An 18,460-nucleotide genomic window follows, 5' to 3' on the forward strand; every position below is an offset into this window, starting at 1 on the left:
TCGTGGCCGGTGGGCCCGGGGACGATGAGGTGGGGTAACCATGAACGCGCCGTACGACGGTGACCGTGGCCAGGGCGCGGGCGGCTCCGCCTCGCCCGGGGGCCCGCCGCCCGGCTCCCCCGAGCACGGGCAGGTGCCGCCGCAGCCGGCGCCGGACGTGTATCTCCAGGACGCCTACGACCAGGACCCCTACCGGGCGCAGGACCTCTCGGCCCAGGACCCGGTGACCGAGGCGCTCTACGACCGCGCGGCCCATCCCCCGCCACCGCCCGGCACCTATCAGCAGCAGCCTCTCTACGCCCAGCCGCCCGCCCCGGAGCACGCCCCCGACCCGCGCGTGTGGGCCCAGCCCCCGGCCCCCGAGCCGGAGGGTCCGACCCGGCATCTCCCCTACGGAGACGATGCCCGCACGACGCAGTTCGTGGGCGTCGACGACCTGGTCACCCAGGCCGGCGAGGAGTACCACGAGCCGGACGCCTTCGCTCACCTCTTCCGCGACCAGCAGGCCGGTGGCTACCACGGCCAGCAGGGCGCCTACCAGCAGGACGAGTACCAGCAGGGCGGCTACCAACAAGGCCAGTACCCGCAGGGCCAGCACCCGCAGGGCGAGTACCAGCAGGGCAGCTACCCCCAGGGCACCGGCTACCCCCAGGGAAACGCCTACCAGCAGGGCCATGGCTATCAGCAGGGGGACGACTACCAGCAGGGCAACGGCTACCAGCAGCCCGCCGACGGCGGCTACCCGCCCGCCGCCGAGCAGCCGCTCGTACCGGGCCCGGCGGCCGCCCCGGCCCCCTCGCCCGCCCAGGCGGCCGCACCTGCGCCCGCACCCGCCGCCAAGTCCGGCGGCCGCGCGGCGAGCCTGCTGAAGTCGAGCGCGGTCATGGCGGCCGGCACGCTGGTCTCACGGCTCACCGGCTTCATCCGATCCGCCCTGATCGTCTCGGCGCTCGGCGTCGGTCTGCTCGGCGACACGTTCCAGGTCGTCTACCAGATCCCCACGATGATCTACATCCTCACCGTGGGCGGCGGTCTGAACTCGGTGTTCGTGCCGCAGCTGGTGCGCTCCATGAAGGAGGACGAGGACGGCGGCGAGGCGTACGCCAACCGTCTGCTGACCCTCGTCACGGTGGCGCTCGCCGCGCTCACCGTCCTCGGCATCGTGCTGGCCCCGCAACTCGTGCGGGTGATGTCGGTGCCCGTCGCCAACGATGCGGCGGCGACCGATGTCGGCACCACCCTGCTGCGTTACTTCCTGCCCTCGATCTTCTTCATGGGCATCCACGTGGTCATGGGCCAGATCCTCAACGTCCGCGGCAAATTCGGCGCGATGATGTGGACGCCGGTCCTCAACAACATCGTCATCATCGCCACGCTCGGCATGTTCATCTGGGTCTACGGGACGGCGGAGACGTCCGGCATGACCGTGAAGAGCATCCCGCCGGAGGCGGAGCGCCTCCTCGGCGTCGGTGTCCTGCTCGGTCTCGTCGTGCAGGCCCTGGCGATGATCCCGTACCTGCGCGAGACCGGTTTCAAGCTGCGTCCGCGCTTCGACTGGAAGGGCCACGGCCTGGGCAAGGCCGCCAAGCTCGCCAAGTGGACGATCCTGTTCGTGCTGGCGAACCAGGCGGGCGCCCTCGTCGTCACCCAGCTGGCCACCGCCGCCACGGTCGACCTGCCCTCGACGAGCGGCATCGGTTTCTCCGCCTACGCCAACGCCCAGCTCATCTGGGGGCTCCCCCAGGCCATCATCACGGTCTCCCTGATGGCAGCCCTGCTGCCGAGGCTGTCCCGCTCCGCGAACGACGGCGACACCGGCTCCGTCCGTGACGACATCTCCCAGGGACTGCGCACGACGGCCGTCGCGATCGTGCCGATCGCCTTCGGCTTCGTCGCGCTCGGCGTCCCGATGTGCACCCTGATCTTCGGTTCCTCGGGCAGCCCGCAGGCCACGAACATGGGCTTCATGCTGATGGCCTTCGGCCTCGGCCTGATCCCCTACTCCGTGCAGTACGTCGTGCTCCGTGCCTTCTACGCCTACGAGGACACGCGGACGCCGTTCTACAACACGGTCATCGTCGCCGCCGTGAACGCCGCCGCCTCCGCGGCCTGCTACTTCGTTCTGCCGACCCGCTGGGCCGTCACCGGCATGGCGGCCGTCTACGGCCTCGCGTACGCCATCGGCGTGGGCGTCGCCTGGCGGCGGCTGCGGAAGCGGCTCGGCGGCGACCTGGACGGCTCTCACGTCCTGCGTACGTACGCCAGGCTCGGTATCGCCTCGCTGCCCGCGGCACTTCTCGGCGGCGGCGCCGCGTACGCGGTCACGCAAGGGCTCGGACAGGGCGTGGTCGGTTCGCTGGCCGCTCTGATCGCGGGCGGTGCCGTACTGCTCGGTGTCTACTTCATCGCCGCGAAGCGCATGCGTATCGAGGAGCTCAACTCCATGGTCGGCATGGTCCGCGGCCGTCTCGGTCGGTGAGATCAGCAGGCTCGCACAACCATCGTCGGCCACCGTGTGTCGTGCATAGCGCCGGACTGTGGGCACAATTGGCTTTGGCGTCTGACGAAGCGCAATGGATGGGGAGGCAGGAACGACGGTGGCAGAACGGAGCACGGCTGCCGTCGACGTGGCAGACAACAGCGGTGACGAGCCGCTGACCGCCAAGGCGGAGCAGCCCACGGCCGACGGGGAGGCCCAGACCCGGGAGCGGGATACGGCAGCAGACGAAGAGGCGGCGAAGACAGACAGGTCCACGAGCCCCAGGGCGTCCTCACCCCCAGAACTGCACAGCGGCCACAAGCTCGCCAGACGCTATCGGCTCGAAGAGTGCGTCACCCGTCTGGACGGTTTCAGCAGTTGGCGTGCGGTCGACGAGAAGCTGCGCCGGGCCGTCGGCGTGCACCTCCTGCCCGCCGACCATCCGCGCGCCCGCTCGGTCCTCGCGGCGGCCCGCTCGTCGGCGCTGCTCGGCGACCCGCGCTTCGTACAGGTACTGGACGCCGTCGAGGAGAACGAACTCGTCTACGTCGTCCACGAGTGGCTCCCGGACGCCACGGAGCTCACCACGGTCCTCGCCGCGAGCCCGCTCGAGGCACACGACGCCTACCAGCTCGTCAGCCAGGTCTCCCAGGCCATGGCCGCCGCGCACCGCGAGGGCCTCGCGCACCTGCGGCTCACCCCGAGCGCCGTGCTGCGCACCTCCACGGGCCAGTACCGCATCCGCGGCCTCGCCGTGAACGCCGCGCTGCGCGGCATCAGCTCCGAGACCCCGCAGCGCACGGACACGGAGGCGATCGGCGCTCTCCTGTACGCCGCCCTGACCCAGCGCTGGCCGTACGAGAACGACGCGTACGGCCTCTCCGGGCTGCCCAAGGGCGTCGGGCTCATCGCACCCGACCAGGTGCGCGCCGGCGTCCACCGGGGCCTGTCGGAGCTCGCCATGCGGGCGCTCGTCAACGACGGCGCCACCGCTTCCCGCCAGGACCCTCCGTGCACGACGCCGGAGGAGCTGGTGAAGGCCATCGGGGAGATGCCCCGCATCCGCCCGCCGGAGCCCGCGTTCACCGCGCCGCCCGAGTACCAGCGCACCACGTATCAGCAGGGCACCTACGGCCGCCCCGCGGCCCACCCCGGGGTCACTCAGCCCGTGCCCACCCCGCCGCCCCCGTTGCAGAGCCGTACCGGCAGGGTCCTCAAGTGGGGCGTCTCCGCGCTGCTCATCGCCGCGCTCGGCCTCGGCAGCTGGCAGTTGGCGGACGCCTTGGTGGAACGCGAGAACGCCAGTGACCCGGGCAAGACGAACACCAGGACGGGTGGCGACAAGGGGCAGCCCAAGCCCAAGAAGCCGATCACCATCAAGAACGGCCAAGAGCTCGTCCTTGAGGGCTATGCCCAAGACCCGGAGAACGTCCCCCACACCTTCGACAAGGACCGTGCCTCTCTCTGGCGCACGAAGACCTTCAAGGAGGGGCCGCCGCTCGCCCCGTACAAGCCAGGTGTCGGTATCGTCTACGACCTCGGCTCGGAGCAAGAGGTCTCCGAGGCGTCCGTATCCCTCCTGTACGGCGGCGACCGCACCACGGTCTCGCTGTACGCCACGGATTCGCTGTCGCCCTCCACGGACATCGCGTCCATGAAGAAGATCGGCAACGCCACCACGTCGAGCACCACCGCGAAGATCAAGGCCAAGAAGGCCGTGAAGTCGCAGTACGTGCTCCTCTGGGTGACCGAGGTCCCGAACTCCGGCGTCGACGGGTACATCGGGGCGGGGTACAAGCAAGCCATCAAGGACGTGCAGCTCAAGGGCTGAGGGATCGGCCCGCCACGGCTCACTGGGGGAGGGGGTTCGACGGTGGACAGCACCGCGCACGGTGACCTCAACGATCAGGACCTCCTCGCCGCTCATGTCGCCGGCGACAAGGACGCCTTCGGCGAGCTGGTGCGGCGCCACCGCGACCGCCTGTGGGCTGTCGCGCTGCGCACGCTCGGAGACCGCGAGGAGGCCGCTGACGCGGTGCAGGACGCCTTGGTCTCCGCCTACCGCGCGGCGCACACGTTCCGGGGTCAGTCCGCCGTGACGACGTGGCTGCACCGCATCACCGTGAACGCCTGCCTCGACAGAGCGCGCAAGTCAGCCTCCCGCAAGACCTCACCGATCGACGACACCGAACGCCTCGAGCAGCTCCTGGAGCCGGAGGAGTCGGCCGCGGCTCCCGTCGAGCGGGGCGACCTCCACCGGGAGCTCCTGGAGGCCCTCGGCACCCTTCCTCACGACCAGCGCGCCGCTCTCGTGCTGGTCGACATGCAGGGCTACCCCGTGGCCGAGGCCGCCCGCGTCCTCGACATCCCCACGGGCACGGTCAAGAGCCGCTGCGCGCGCGGCAGAGCCAGACTGTTGCCGCTGCTCACTCATCTGCGTACGGGGCCGCCTCCGCGCGACGAGGACCGTGGTGCCGCAGACGGAAGCAAGAAGCCCGGCTCGGCGAGGAACCGGACGCAGGGGACATCCGTCCCACCGGCAGCAGGGCCACGGGACACAGGACCAAGCGATTCAGCTGCCGTGAAGGGCGGAGGTGGGCGAGCGTGACAACCGCGACCGACTCGGCGGGCGGGCACCCGGACGTCGCCGAGATCTCCGACCTGACCGAAGGCCTGCTTCCCCCCTCACGCACGAGCGACGTGCGACGGCACCTGGACAGCTGCGAGCTCTGTGCCGACGTCTACGCCTCTTTGGAGGAGATCCGGAGCATGCTCGGCACGCTGCCGGGCCCTCCCCGCATGCCGGACGACATCGCTGGACGCATCGACGCGGCACTGGCCGCCGAAGCGCTGCTGGACTCCACCAGCCCCGAAGGCCTTCCTTCTGAGAACACGGCGTCCGAGCCGGTGGCTGTCGCTGCGCCTTCTGCTTCCGAGCCGGCGCCCGCCGCCGCGCGTGTTTCACGTGAAACAACGCCCGCCTCCACCCCGTCCGGCGCCGGAGACCGTCCCGCAGGACATTCCCGTGCGTCCACCGGTCCGGGACGTGGGAGCCGCCTGCGTCCCACACGCCGACGCACCGCGGTGCTCGGCGCCGTCTTCACCGCGGCCGCCATCGGCCTCGGCACGCTGCTGATCCAGACCATGGGCGGCGACTCCGGAGGGACGGCCGGAACGCCTCCGGACCGGCGGGACACGGCGAACTCCTTCTCCGAAGAAAAGCTCGAGGGCCGCGTCGCGGATCTCCTCAAGAAGAACTCCGTCAAGGAGCCCGGGAAGATCGACACCCGCTCCAGCCCGCAGTCCCCCAAGAAGACCTCCCCGCTGCGAACGGTCCAGGTGCCGGACTGCATCCAGCGCGGTATCGGGACCAAAACGCCACTCGCTGCCGAAGAGGGCTCGTACGAGGGCAAGCGCGCCTACCTCGTCGTGGTGCCCCATGACTCGGACAGCACCAAGGTGTCCGCGTACATCGTCGACGCCGCCTGTGTGGGCAAGTCCTCGCCCACCGCGGGCAAGGTCCTCGCGACGCACGCCTACCCGCAGAGCTGACGGCCACGACCGTCCGTCTCGTGGCCCATGACACCCTCGTCCTGACACACTTCCGTGCGCTCGGACACGTCCGGGAATGCAAGCCCCGTAGGATCCGTTGGGTGGGGTGAGAGTCCTGAGACAGGCACCCGCCAGCAGTACGCAGCAGTCCCCAGAGACGAGGAATCAAGCCGTGACCGACGTCCGTAACGTGATCATCATCGGCTCCGGGCCCGCCGGCTACACGGCGGCGCTCTACACCGCGCGCGCGTCGCTGAAGCCGCTGGTGTTCGAGGGCGCCGTCACCGCCGGCGGTGCGCTGATGAACACCACCGAGGTGGAGAACTTCCCCGGCTTCCAGGACGGCGTCATGGGCCCCGAGCTCATGGACAACATGCGGGCCCAGGCCGAGCGCTTCGGTGCCGAGCTCGTGCCCGACGACATCGTCGCCGTCGACCTCACCGGTGAGATCAAGACCGTGACGGACACCGCCGGCACCGTGCACCGCGCCAAGACCGTCATCGTCACCACCGGCTCCCAGCACCGCAAGCTCGGCCTGCCGAACGAGGACGCCCTCTCCGGACGCGGCGTCTCCTGGTGCGCCACCTGCGACGGGTTCTTCTTCAAGGACCAGGACATCGCCGTGATCGGCGGCGGTGACACCGCGATGGAGGAAGCCACCTTCCTCTCGCGCTTCGCCAAGTCCGTGACGATCGTGCACCGCCGCGACACCCTGCGCGCCTCCAAGGCGATGCAGGAGCGGGCCTTCGCCGACCCGAAGATCAAGTTCATCTGGGACAGCGAGATCGCCGAGATCAAGGGCGAGCAGAAGCTCTCCGGCCTGACGCTGCGCAACCTGAAGACGGGCGAGACGTCCGAGCTCCCGGTGACGGGCCTGTTCATCGCGATCGGCCACGACCCGCGCACTGAGCTCTTCAAGGGGCAGCTGGAGCTGGACGACGAGGGTTACCTGAAGGTCGACGCGCCCTCGACCCGGACGAACCTGACCGGTGTCTTCGGCGCCGGCGACGTCGTCGACCACACCTACCGTCAGGCGATCACGGCGGCCGGTACCGGCTGCTCCGCCGCTCTCGACGCGGAGCGTTTCCTCGCGGCGCTGTCCGACGCCGAGGCCCCCGAGCCCGAGAAGACGCCGACCGCCAGCGTCTGATCCTTACTCCACCCCGCACCACCCCGAGAAAAGAGGAGCCCGCAGTGGCCGGCAACCTGAAGAACGTGACGGACGCCTCCTTCGAGGAAGACGTCCTCAAGAGCGACAAGCCCGTGCTGGTGGACTTCTGGGCCGCCTGGTGCGGCCCGTGCCGTCAGATCGCCCCCTCGCTGGAAGCGATCGCGGCTGAGCACGGCGACAAGATCGAGGTCGTCAAGCTCAACATCGACGAGAACCCCGGCACGGCCGCCAAGTACGGCGTCATGTCGATCCCGACCCTGAACGTCTACCAGGGCGGCGAGGTCGCCAAGACCATCGTCGGCGCCAAGCCGAAGGCGGCCATCGAGAAGGACCTGGCGGACTTCATCGCCGAGTAGTCGGTGGCGATGTTTCACGTGAAACACGAATGGACCAGTCCCTGCGGGGCTGGTCCATTCGCCTTTCAGCAGCTGGATCCTCGGCGATGTCACATCACGCGACGGCTGTCCCCTCAAGCTCGACCAGCTGGCCCGGGATCGCCAGCCGCGTCACCCCGAGCATCGTGGTGGTCGGTGCCACCGCGGCGGCTCCCAGTCGCGCCGCGAGCACGCCGTAGTGCTGGAAGAGCAGATCGACGTCGGTCGTGTAGACGTTGAGCCGGACGACGTTCGCGAGAGACATGCCGGCCTCCTCGAGCACCGCCTCCAGGTTGTCGACGCTCAGCGCCAACTGCGCCGCCATGTCGCCCTCATGCTGGGGCTTGCCTTCGCCGCTCATCGCGGTCTGCCCCGAGATGAACAGCGTCCGGGTGTGCCCGGAGACGACCTCCCCCTGGTTGAACCCCATCTCGACCGACCACGACACCGGGTTGATCGCCGTTCGTTCCATTGCCACGTCAGCTCCATCCGCATCACGGGAGTACGTACGGCCGTCGGCTCGTCAGCCATCGGCTTCGACGTCGTGCCACAGAGCCTCGCAACAATTCACGACATCCTTGGTCACGTATTTCGATAACGTTCCCGCATGCGCGCCGACCGGTTGGTCTCGCTGGTGTTGCTGCTGCGTCAGCGAGGACGGCTGACCGCGGACACGCTCGCCCGCGAGCTGGAGGTATCCACCCGCACCGTGCTGCGCGACATCGAGGCACTGTCCACAGCCGGCGTCCCGGTCTACGCCGAGCGCGGTCGGCACGGCGGTTTCACGTTGGCGCCCGGCTTCCGGACCGAGCTCACCGGTCTCAACCACGACGAGGCCCTTGCCTTGCTGACGGCCGGTTCAGGGCGCGGCGAGCAGGTATTCGGCCTCGGCTCGGCGCTCGCCTCGGCCATGCGGAAGGTGGTCGACGCACTGCCCGAAAACCACCGGACCGCTGCGAGTGACGCGGCCCAGCGCTTCCTCGTGGACCCCGAGGTCGATCTGCTCTCCCGTCGGCTGGTCTCCGAGGAGGTGGCCGACAGCACGATGATCGAGGTTCGGCGGGCCGTGCTCGCCGGGTGCAAGTTGCGTATCCAGTACACGGCCACCGGCCAGACGCCACAGTGGCGCACCGTGGACCCGATCGGCCTGGTCACCGTTCGCGACCGGGCCTACCTGCTGGCCACGAGATCCGGCGCGGACCGCACCTACCGGCTGTCGCGGATCTCGGCCGCCGAGGAGCTCCCCGAGCCCGCGCAGCGACCGGCGCGGGTCGACCTGGACCGGATCTGGCGGGACCGTTCCGCGCAGTTCCTCTCCGACAGCGACCACGTCACCGTGCTGCTACGGGTGAATCCTGCGCGGCACGACGAGCTGGTGGACACCGCACTGGCCGTCCGCGCGGAAGAACCCGAAGCGGACGGCTGGCTGCGGCTGAAGGTGACCTATCAGGACGCACGTCATGCCGAATGGGCGCTGTGGCAGGCCGGCACGGACGCGGAAGCCCTGTCCCCCGAGTCGTTGCGTACGACCTTGCGCGACCGGGCCGCCGCGATGGCCAAGCGCTACGGGACGCCTGCCTGACGTCCTCGGTTCACAGCGGCCGGAGCACGGGCTCCTTCTGCACCGCTCCCAGCAGCCGATCGAGCGCCAACTCGACGTCTTCCTTCCAGGAGAGCGTCGTACGCAGTTCGAGCCTCAGCCGGGGATAGGAGGGGTGTGGGCGGACCGTCTTGAAGCCCACGGCCAGGAGGTGCTCCGCGGGCAGCACGCACGCCGGCTTCTCCCACCGCGCGTCCCCGAAGGCCTCGATGGCCTTGAACCCTCTGCGCAGCAGATCCTTGGCGACGGTCTGCACGATCACCCGGCCGAGCCCCTGCCCTTGGTAGCCGGGCATGATCCACGCTGTCATCAGCTGAACGGCATCCGGGGAAACGGGGCTCGTGGGGAACGCCGTGGAGCGCGGGACGTAGGCCGGGGGTGCGTAGAGCACGAAGCCCACCGGTACGTCGTCCACGTAGACGACCCGGCCGCAGGAGCCCCACTCCAGGAGGACGGCGGAGATCCACGCCTCCTTCTCCAGGTCCGGAGTTCCTGCCTTTACCGCCGCTTCGCCACTGACCGGGTCCAGCTCCCAGAAGACGCAGGTCCTGCAACGCTTGGGAAGGTCCGGGAGGTTGTCCAGTGTGAGCGGTACGAGCCGACGCCCCATGAAGGCGGTTCCTCACTTCCATCGGCCGCCGCACTGCGGGCGGCTGTCAGCGCGCTGCGTTCCTTGAGCAGGCTGCCGACGAAGCCGCCGACCGCTCCCAGCCCGAGGCCCGCTGTCATCAGTCCGGTGCGGCTCATCGATCGCATGGCCCCCGCCTCCCCAATGAGGTGCCGTCAGGTGGATGCGCCATACCTGAACGCATCGTATCCACGATGAGATTGCATCGAAACCGCCAGAAAGCAAAGAGCGGGCCGTGTTCCGGTACAGACCGGACACGGCCCGCTTTCGCGGCGCTGCTGCCTCTGTGGGTCAGGCCTTGTCGCCCTCGGCGGCCTCGTCCGAATCGTCTTCGGCCAGCCCGTTCTTCAGGACCGGGCCCTCGCCCGGAGCCAGCGTGCTGAGGATGCGCTCCAGGTCCTCGAGGGAGGCGAAGTCAACGACGATCTTCCCCTTCTTCTGGCCCAGGTCCACCCTCACCCGGGTCTCGAACCGGTCGGAGAGCCGGGTGGCGAGGGTGCTCAGCGCCGGCGACAGCCGGGCACCGGCACGCGGTCCCTTCGCCTTCGGAGCGCGCTGCGGCCGCGACCCCATGAGGGTCACGATCTCCTCGACGGCACGCACCGAGAGTCCCTCGGCCACGATGCGGTGGGCGAGCCTGTCCTGCTCCTCCGAGTCCTCGACGGAGAGCAGCGCTCGGGCGTGCCCCGCGGAGAGAATCCCGGCCGCGACCCTGTTCTGCACTGTCGGCGAGAGCTTCAGCAGACGCAGGGTGTTGGAGACCTGCGGGCGGGACCGGCCGATGCGGTCCGCCAGCTGGTCGTGCGTGCAGTTGAAGTCCTTGAGCAGCTGGTCGTAGGCGGCGGCTTCTTCCAGCGGGTTCAGCTGGGCGCGGTGCAGGTTCTCCAGCAGCGCGTCCAGGAGGAGCTTCTCGTCATCGGTGGCCCGCACGATGGCGGGGATGCGCTCCAGGCCCGCCTCCCGGCAGGCCCGCCAGCGCCGCTCGCCCATGATGAGCTCGTAGCGTGCGGGGCCCAGCTGCCGTACGACGACCGGCTGGAGAAGGCCGACCTCCTTGATGGAGGTCACCAGCTCGGCGAGAGCGTCCTCGTCGAAGACCACTCGCGGCTGCTGCGGGTTGGGGGAGATGGAGTCGAGCGGCAGCTCGGCGAAGTACGCGCCGGCCACTGACTGGCTCTCCGGCGCCTCCGCGGCTTGCTGCGGCGGCTCCACCGTTTCACGTGAAACAGGGCTCTGCGGGAGTGCCGTCACCTTCGCGGCCGCCACACCTCGCTCGGCGGTCAGCACCGGCACCGCCGAGGGAGACGTGGAGGCTCCGCTCGCACTCTGCGGGGCCTGCTTCTCCGTCGGGGCTGCAGGGATCAAGGCACCGAGGCCTCGCCCCAGTCCTCTGCGTCGCTCACTCACTGCATCCCCTCCGTCATGCTGTGCTGGTCGTTCTGAGCGCCCGTGTGGGCGTGCTGGACGTCGTAGCGCACTCCGACTCCGCGCAGCGCGATCTCGCGTGCTGCTTCGAAGTACGAAAGGGCGCCGCTCGATCCTGGATCGTAGGTGAGCACCGTCTGGCCGTAGCTCGGGGCCTCGGAGATACGGACCGACCGCGGGATGCTCGTCCGCAGGACCTCGTCGCCGAAGTGGTTGCGCACCTCGTCCGCCACCTGGGAGGCGAGCCGGGTCCTGCCGTCGTACATGGTGAGCAGGATCGTCGACACATGCAGGTTCGGGTTGAGGTGACCCCGCACCAGGTCGACGTTGCGCAGGAGCTGGCCGAGCCCCTCCAGTGCGTAGTACTCGCACTGAATGGGGATCAGCACCTCCGCGCCCGCCACCATGGCGTTGACCGTCAGCAGGCCCAGCGACGGCGGGCAGTCGATGAGGATGTAGTCCAGCGGCTGCTCGTACGCCTGGATGGCCCGCTGCAGCCGGCTCTCCCGCGCCACCAGTGACACGAGCTCGATCTCCGCACCGGCGAGATCGATGGTGGCCGGGGCGCAGAAGAGACCCTCGACATCAGGCACCGGCTGAACGACCCCGGCGAGCGGCTTGCTCTCGACCAGTACGTCGTAGATGGACGGGACCTCGGCGTGGTGGTCGATACCGAGAGCTGTAGAGGCGTTGCCCTGCGGGTCGAGGTCGATCACCAGGACGCGTGCGCCGTGCAGGGCGAGCGAGGCGGCGAGATTGACGGTGGTCGTCGTCTTGCCCACCCCGCCCTTCTGGTTGGCGACCACCATGACGCGGGTCTGCTCGGGGCGGGGCAGGCCCTCGCCTGCGCGGCCGAGTGCTTCCACCGCCAGTTGGGCAGCACGACCGATGGGTGTGTCGTCCATCGGGGTCGGTGTTTCACGTGAAACATCCTCCCCCGCCGATTCGGTTCGGGGACCGGGGACCGGATCGGTCATCGGTCCCGCGATGTTGGCGTCGGACCGCAACGATTCACTCTCCTCGACATCAGGCTCGCAATGAACAGAGCCTCCCATGCTTTGAGGGTCATGAACCAGCGAGGCCCGGTCTTCTGTGGATGAATCCACCTCTGTGGACAACTCCGTGCCCTTATCGAGGGAACCGAGTGGCCGACGGTCGCGAGGTTCCGCAGCGCGGCCGCGATTGATGATGCCATGCAGCAGTGAGCGACGTTTCACGTGAAACACGATGCACGGAAGCCGGGGTGCCGCTGGTGCGACACCCCGGTATGCGTACGTTTGACAGCTTTTGTGGAGTACGGCTCGTCGTCAGGACGGATCAATGACGGTTGACCGCAGAGGCTCAGCGGCGACGGCGCGTGCGTCCGGTGCGAGCGGCCTTGGCCCGCTTCGCCGCGAAGCGCACACCACCGGGGCTCTCGCCGACCTCGACCCGTACGACGGTGGACAGCGGGTCCACCACTCCCTCACCAACATGCAGCACGGAGGTGTCCACGGCGCCGAGCTTGCTCAGGGCGGCGCCTGCCGCCTTGACCTCTTCCTCGGCGGTATCTCCCTTGAGGAGCAGCATCTCCCCGTACGGACGCAGCAGCGGGACACCCCAGGCCGCCAGGCGGTCCAGCGGAGCCACGGCCCGCGCGGTCACCACATGGACGGGAGGGAGCTTGCCGAGCACTTCCTCGGCCCGGCCCCGCACGACCGTCACATGGTCGAGACCGAGCAGCTCGACGACTTCGGTGAGGAAGTTCGTGCGTCGCAGCAACGGCTCAAGGAGCGTGATCTTCAAGTCCGGCCGGACAAGGGCCAGCGGGATGCCCGGCAGTCCGGCACCGGAGCCGACGTCGCACACCGTGACGCCCTCGGGCACGACCTCGGAGAGCACGGCGCAGTTCAGCAGGTGTCGCTCCCACAGCCGCGGTACTTCGCGAGGGCCGATCAGGCCGCGCTGGACCCCCGCGTCGGCCAGCAGTTCCGCGTAGCGGACCGCGTCCGAGAAGCGATCACCGAATACCGTCCGGGCTTCTTCCGGCGCCGGGGGGAGCTCCGCTGCCTCCGTCACGGGGACCGTCCTTCCGTACCGCACTGGGGTTGCTGTCTGTCGGTGGCTGTCTATCAGGCTGACAAAGACCGGCCCCGCCTGCGAACAGACGGGGCCGGAAAACGCTGGGGCGCGATCAGGCGGGGAGTACGACGACGAAGCGCTGCGGCTCCTCGCCCTCGGACTCGCTGCGCAGGCCGGCGGCCTTGACCGCGTCGTGCACGACCTTGCGCTCGAACGGCGTCATCGGCTCGAGCCTGGCCGGTTCACCGCTGCTCTTCACCTCGGCCGCGGCCTTGGCACCCAGCTCCGAGAGCTCCTCGCGCTTCTTGGCGCGGTAGCCCCCGATGTCCAGCATCAGGCGGCTGCGGTCACCGGTCTCACGGTGCACGGCGAGACGCGTGAGCTCCTGGAGGGCCTCCAGAACCTCACCGTCACGGCCGACCAGCTTCTGCAGGTCACGGCTGTCGCTGTCGCTGATGATCGACACAGCGGCACGGTCGGCCTCGACATCCATGTCGATGTCACCGTCGAGGTCGGCGATGTCCAGCAGACCTTCGAGGTAGTCCGCCGCGATCTCCCCCTCCTGCTCGAGGCGGGTGAGGGTGTCGCCGGCCTCAGCTGCGGCGGAGGTGGTGGTGCCTTCCGTCACGGGATGGGCTCCTTCTACTTCTTGGAGGACGGGTGCTTGGGCCGCTGCTGGCCCTTGCGCTGCTGTCCCGACTTGGCACGGCTGCGCTGACCGGAGCCGGGCTTGTTGCCCTGCTTGTTGTTGCCACCGGCCTGCTTGGTCTGGGGGGAGGCGTCGGAGTCGCCCGCGGGCTCGGCCGTGGTCTTCTCCAGCGACGTCTTCGCGTCGGCGGATTCCTCCGCCTTGGTGGCACCGCCCGCGGCCTGCGTGGGAGCGGCCTGGCGCTTGGACTTGCTCTGGCGCTTGGGCTGCTGGCGCTTCGGGGCACCGCCGACGGGAGTGCCGTCCTCGGTCTCGGTGACGACGGAGTTGTCGCTCTCCACCACGGTGCCGTCGGCCTGGGCCGCGAGACCCGCCTTGGTCAGACCGTTGATGAACTTCCGCTCGAACTCGTTGCGGTCCCGGCCCTTGGCGACGATCGCCTTGATCACGTTCGTGTTGCCGCGCCCGCGCACCTTCTTGTTGTGCGTGACCTGCTTCTGCAGGCGCTCCAGGAAGGCGGCCTGGGCCTTGGAGCCCGGGGTGGGGTTCCGGCGGATCACGAACATCTGCTGGCCCATGGTCCACACGTTGGTGGTCAGCCAGTAGACGAGGACACCGACGGGGAAGTTGATGCCGAAGATGGCGAACATGATCGGGAAGACGTACATCAGCATCTTCTGCTGCTGCATGAACGGCGTCTTGACCGTGGTGTCGACGTTCTTCGTCATCAGCTGGCGCTGGGTGAAGAACTGCGAGGCCGACATCAGGACGATCATGAGGGCGGTGATCACGCGGACGTCGGTCAGCGTGGCACCGAGCGAGGCGACCTTGTCGGCGCTGTCCATGAACTTCGCGGCCAGCGGGGCCCCGAAGATGTGCGCCTTACGCGCGCTCTCCAGGAGATCGCCGTCGATGACGCCGATCTCCTTGCCCGTCGCGATGCCGTTGAGCACGTGGTACAGGGCGAAGAAGAACGGCGACTGCGCCAGGATGGGAAGGCACGAGGAGAGCGGGTTGGTGCCCGACTCCTTGTACAGCTTCATCATCTCTTCGGACTGGCGCTGCTTGTCGCTCTTGTAGCGCTCCTGGATCTTCTTCATCTCGGGCTGCAGCGTCTGCATCGCCCGAGTGGCCTTGATCTGCTTCACGAAGAGCGGGATCAGGCAGATCCGGATCAGGATCACCAGGGACACGATGGACAGGCCCCAGGCCCAGCCCGTGTCGGGGCCGAAGAGCTTCCCGTACACCGAGTGGAACTGGACGATGACCCACGAAACTGGTGTCGTGATAAAGCTGAAGAGACTGGCAATCGTGTCCACTAATCAGGCTCCTTGAGCATGGGACGGGGTCTCGGTCTCGGCGGCCGTCCCCGGGGAGATCTCCCCGGTCGGCGCGCCTGCGGCGGAGGGCCCGCCCTTGCGTTCGCGCCAGGCGGCGCGCAGCATCTCGTGCCACCGCGGACGCTTGCGCGGCGGAACATGGTCGACACCACCGAGCGACCACGGATTGCACCGCAGGATGCGCCAGCCGGTGAGCGCCGTGCCCTTGATCGCACCGTGCCGGTCGATGGCCAGGTAGCCGTAACGGGAACACGATGGGTAGTACTTGCACACCGGGCCCAGAAGCGGACTGATCGTCCACTGGTACAGCTTGATCAGAGCCAGCAGCGGGTACTTCATCGCGCGCCCCCTCCCAGCAGCCGCTGCAAGGCGGCGTCCAGGTCTCGGGCCAGCTGTGCATGGTCGGCGTCACCCGCTCCGGGCAGCGCTCGTACTACTACCAGGCTACCGGGGGGCATCAGGGCCAACCGGTCGCGCATGAGGTGACGGAGTCTGCGCTTCACGGTGTTGCGCACGACCGCTCCACCCACGGCCTTGCTCACGACGAAACCCGCACGTGTCGGGGGAAGGTTCTCCCCTGGCACGTGCGGGTCCGTTGCACCGCTACGTAGATGGACGACGAGAAGCGGGCGTCCGGCCCGGCGTCCTCGGCGTACCGCGGTCGCGAAGTCTTCGCGCCGCCTCAGCCGATGCTCGGTAGGCAGCACGACGTCATGACCTGATCGAGATCAGGCGGACAGGCGGGCGCGACCCTTGCCACGGCGGGACGCGAGAATCGCGCGGCCGGCACGGGTGCGCATGCGCAGCCGGAAGCCGTGGGTCTTGGCGCGACGACGGTTGTTCGGCTGGAAGGTGCGCTTGCTCACTCGGGGGCTCCAGAAATGATTCGTTGGTGGCGGGACATCGCCTGGCTGTCACCGTGCGCCCACGAGAAGCTCGCGAATACGCACCGAGTGCACCGCTTCACAATCACAGATCGTGATCTTTGCCCATCGGAGGCAGGCGGCAGCAGCCATCGACAACTCGACCTGGTCACGGTACGCGGGGCTACGCCATCCGGTCAAACCGGCCGTCGAGGGGAGACACTGTGCACAGCCTGTGGACAACAACTTGAACCGCAGCCGTCGCCCTGACTACCGTGACGGAACTCCGATTCGTTCCCTTCCCCCTCCCCATCCCGATTTCCGTCCCGCGAACCACACGTTCGTGGGACCCCGTGAGAGAGCGTGCCCTGTGGCTGACGTACCTGCCGATCTTGCCGCAGTGTGGCCACGAGTTCTGGAACATCTGCTGGGTGAGGGCCGCGGGCAGGGAGTCGAGGCGAAGGACGAGCGGTGGCTCCGGAGCTGCCAGCCCCTGGCCCTCGTCGCCGACACCGCCCTGCTCGCCGTTCCGAACGAATTCGCCAAAGGCGTACTGGAAGGCCGGCTGGCCCCGGTGGTCAGCGAGACGCTGAGCCGCGAATGCGGGCGTCCGATCCGCATCGCCATCACCGTCGACGACTCCGTCGGTGAACCGTCGGGCCCGCCGGCGCCGCCCATGCAGCACCAGCACACACAGCAGCAACAGCACAATCACCAGCAGCAGCGCTACGAAGAGCAGGAGCTGCCGCCCGCTTCCGGGCAGGGGCGTGAGACGTACGAGAACTACGGACGGCGCCCCGGGGACGAGCACCAGGGCGACTCCCGGTCGGACCAGCTGCCGACCGCGCGCCCGGCCTACCCGGAGTACCAGCGCCCGAGCCCCGGCGCCTGGCCGCAGCAGCAGCCGCAGGACGACTACGGCTGGCAGCAGCCGCGGCTCGGCTTCCCCGACCGTGATCCGTACGCGAACCCGGTCCAGCAGCCGCAGCACGACTACCGCTCGCAGCCCCCGCAGGACCGTTCGCCGTACGAGCAGCGGCGTCCCGAGCCGCAGGACCGGCGCGAGCGTCACGACATGTCCGAGTCGCACGGCGGGCCGCGTGGCGGCGGCGTCCACCGGGGCGGGCCGGTCGGCCCCACCTCGTCGAGCGGCGCCCCCGGGCCGCTGGCCGCGCAGCCGGCGCCCGCTACGGGCCCCGGTGAGCCCACCGCGCGCCTCAACCCGAAGTACCTCTTCGACACCTTCGTCATCGGTGCGTCGAACCGTTTCGCGCACGCGGCCGCGGTGGCTGTCGCCGAGGCACCCGCGAAGGCGTACAACCCCCTCTTCATCTACGGAGAGTCGGGGCTCGGCAAAACGCATCTGCTGCACGCGATCGGGCACTACGCCCGCAGCCTGTACCCCGGCACGCGCGTGCGCTACGTGAGCTCGGAGGAGTTCACCAACGAGTTCATCAACTCCATCCGCGACGGCAAGGGCGACAGCTTCCGCAAGCGCTACCGTGAGATGGACATCCTGCTCGTCGACGACATCCAGTTCCTCGCGGACAAGGAGTCGACGCAGGAGGAGTTCTTCCACACCTTCAACACGCTCCACAACGCGAACAAGCAGATCGTGCTCTCCAGTGACCGGCCGCCCAAGCAGCTGGTCACCCTCGAGGACCGGCTGCGCAACCGCTTCGAGTGGGGACTGATCACCGACGTCCAGCCGCCGGAGCTGGAGACGCGTATCGCGATCCTCCGTAAGAAGGCGGTGCAGGAGCAGCTCAACGCCCCGCCGGAGGTCCTGGAGTTCATCGCGTCGCGCATCTCTCGGAACATCCGTGAGCTGGAGGGCGCGCTGATCCGGGTCACCGCGTTCGCGTCGCTCAACCGGCAGCCCGTGGACCTGGGTCTCACCGAGATCGTCCTCAAGGACCTCATCCCGGGCGGTGAGGACGCGGCTCCGGAGATCACCGCGCCGGCCATCATGGCGGCGACGGCCGACTACTTCGGGCTGACGGTGGACGACCTGTGCGGATCCTCGCGCAGCCGCGTGCTGGTGACGGCGCGCCAGATCGCCATGTACCTGTGCCGGGAGCTGACCGACCTCTCGTTGCCGAAGATCGGCGCGCAGTTCGGCGGCCGCGACCACACGACGGTCATGCACGCGGACCGCAAGATTCGCGCGCTGATGGCTGAGCGGCGCTCCATCTACAACCAGGTCACCGAGCTCACCAACCGCATCAAGAACGGCTGACAGCCTCCGTAGAACGCCACTGAAGGCGCTCCAGGACTCCTCCTGGGGCGCCTTTTTGATGTCGGCACGCGCGTGTGCG

General features: G+C 68.9%; 18 protein-coding genes. 8 read left to right on the forward strand and 10 right to left on the reverse strand.

Annotated elements, in window-relative coordinates; genetic code table 11:
* The first annotated feature begins 40 nt into the window (after positions 1–40).
* The 6 genes from murJ (at position 41) to trxA (ending at position 7,558) form a co-directional block, all read left to right on the forward strand.
* Positions 41–2,479 carry a murein biosynthesis integral membrane protein MurJ gene (gene murJ / locus ACZ7LU_RS23445; protein WP_471917905.1) on the forward strand — a complete coding sequence of 813 codons (2,439 nt, stop codon included), beginning with the start codon at positions 41–43 and terminating at the stop codon, positions 2,477–2,479.
* A gap of 118 nt (positions 2,480–2,597) precedes the next feature.
* On the forward strand, positions 2,598–4,310 hold the full coding sequence (locus tag ACZ7LU_RS23450; RefSeq protein WP_398301832.1) for a protein kinase family protein: 1,713 nt from the start codon (positions 2,598–2,600) through the stop codon (positions 4,308–4,310).
* Positions 4,311–4,352: 42 nt separating this feature from the next.
* Positions 4,353–5,087: an RNA polymerase sigma factor SigM gene (gene sigM / locus ACZ7LU_RS23455; RefSeq protein ID WP_468091712.1), complete on the forward strand. Its 735-nt coding sequence runs from the start codon at positions 4,353–4,355 to the stop codon at positions 5,085–5,087.
* Positions 5,084–6,031 (forward strand): anti-sigma factor family protein, encoded by a 948-nt coding sequence (locus ACZ7LU_RS23460; RefSeq protein WP_471917906.1) that lies wholly within the window; start codon positions 5,084–5,086, stop codon positions 6,029–6,031. Before sigM ends, ACZ7LU_RS23460 begins: the two co-directional genes overlap by 4 nt.
* Positions 6,032–6,203: 172 nt before the next feature.
* Positions 6,204–7,181, forward strand: coding sequence for a thioredoxin-disulfide reductase (trxB, locus tag ACZ7LU_RS23465; RefSeq protein WP_471149074.1), 978 nt, complete (start codon positions 6,204–6,206; stop codon positions 7,179–7,181).
* 44 nt (positions 7,182–7,225) lie between these two features.
* Positions 7,226–7,558: a thioredoxin gene (gene trxA / locus ACZ7LU_RS23470; protein ID WP_398301840.1), complete on the forward strand. Its 333-nt coding sequence runs from the start codon at positions 7,226–7,228 to the stop codon at positions 7,556–7,558.
* A gap of 94 nt (positions 7,559–7,652) precedes the next feature.
* On the opposite strand, the gene ACZ7LU_RS23475 is transcribed toward trxA, so the two are convergent.
* Positions 7,653–8,048: a RidA family protein gene (locus ACZ7LU_RS23475; RefSeq protein WP_471918133.1), complete on the reverse strand. Its 396-nt coding sequence runs from the start codon at positions 8,046–8,048 to the stop codon at positions 7,653–7,655.
* A 135-nt stretch (positions 8,049–8,183) separates the two neighbouring features.
* Between ACZ7LU_RS23475 and ACZ7LU_RS23480 the strand changes: the two genes are divergently transcribed.
* Positions 8,184–9,158, forward strand: coding sequence for a helix-turn-helix transcriptional regulator (locus ACZ7LU_RS23480; RefSeq protein WP_471917907.1), 975 nt, complete (start codon positions 8,184–8,186; stop codon positions 9,156–9,158).
* Between the two features lie 10 nt (positions 9,159–9,168).
* Here ACZ7LU_RS23480 and ACZ7LU_RS23485 read toward each other — a convergent pair whose 3' ends face one another.
* From ACZ7LU_RS23485 to rpmH, 9 genes are all read right to left on the reverse strand, one after another.
* Entirely contained in the window at positions 9,169–9,786 is a 618-nt protein-coding gene (locus ACZ7LU_RS23485; protein ID WP_398301844.1) for a GNAT family N-acetyltransferase, read from the reverse strand.
* 309 nt (positions 9,787–10,095) lie between these two features.
* Entirely contained in the window at positions 10,096–11,211 is a 1,116-nt protein-coding gene (locus tag ACZ7LU_RS23490) for a ParB/RepB/Spo0J family partition protein (RefSeq protein WP_468562010.1), read from the reverse strand.
* Positions 11,208–12,284, reverse strand: a complete 1,077-nt coding sequence (locus tag ACZ7LU_RS23495) for a ParA family protein (RefSeq protein ID WP_398301848.1) — start codon at positions 12,282–12,284, stop codon at positions 11,208–11,210. Before ACZ7LU_RS23495 ends, ACZ7LU_RS23490 begins: the two co-directional genes overlap by 4 nt.
* Before the next feature lie 286 nt (positions 12,285–12,570).
* Positions 12,571–13,287 carry a 16S rRNA (guanine(527)-N(7))-methyltransferase RsmG gene (rsmG, locus tag ACZ7LU_RS23500; RefSeq protein ID WP_362988243.1) on the reverse strand — a complete coding sequence of 239 codons (717 nt, stop codon included), beginning with the start codon at positions 13,285–13,287 and terminating at the stop codon, positions 12,571–12,573.
* A gap of 115 nt (positions 13,288–13,402) precedes the next feature.
* Entirely contained in the window at positions 13,403–13,918 is a 516-nt protein-coding gene (locus ACZ7LU_RS23505) for a protein jag (protein ID WP_398301850.1), read from the reverse strand.
* A 14-nt stretch (positions 13,919–13,932) separates the two neighbouring features.
* Positions 13,933–15,258 (reverse strand): membrane protein insertase YidC, encoded by a 1,326-nt coding sequence (yidC, locus tag ACZ7LU_RS23510; protein ID WP_398301852.1) that lies wholly within the window; start codon positions 15,256–15,258, stop codon positions 13,933–13,935.
* 3 nt (positions 15,259–15,261) lie between these two features.
* Positions 15,262–15,618 carry a membrane protein insertion efficiency factor YidD gene (gene yidD, locus ACZ7LU_RS23515; RefSeq protein WP_398301854.1) on the reverse strand — a complete coding sequence of 119 codons (357 nt, stop codon included), beginning with the start codon at positions 15,616–15,618 and terminating at the stop codon, positions 15,262–15,264.
* The gene (gene rnpA, locus ACZ7LU_RS23520) at positions 15,615–15,986 is read right to left on the reverse strand and encodes a ribonuclease P protein component (protein WP_471917908.1); all 372 of its coding nucleotides are present in this window, start codon (positions 15,984–15,986) and stop codon (positions 15,615–15,617) included. Before rnpA ends, yidD begins: the two co-directional genes overlap by 4 nt.
* A gap of 21 nt (positions 15,987–16,007) precedes the next feature.
* Positions 16,008–16,145 (reverse strand): 50S ribosomal protein L34, encoded by a 138-nt coding sequence (gene rpmH / locus ACZ7LU_RS23525; protein WP_003949374.1) that lies wholly within the window; start codon positions 16,143–16,145, stop codon positions 16,008–16,010.
* A gap of 367 nt (positions 16,146–16,512) precedes the next feature.
* Here rpmH and dnaA point away from each other — a divergent pair, with 367 nt between their 5' ends.
* Positions 16,513–18,381 carry a chromosomal replication initiator protein DnaA gene (gene dnaA / locus ACZ7LU_RS23530; protein WP_471917909.1) on the forward strand — a complete coding sequence of 623 codons (1,869 nt, stop codon included), beginning with the start codon at positions 16,513–16,515 and terminating at the stop codon, positions 18,379–18,381.
* Positions 18,382–18,460: the final 79 nt, after the last annotated feature.

The sequence above is a fragment of the Streptomyces sp. NPDC039462 genome (genome assembly GCF_055639375.1).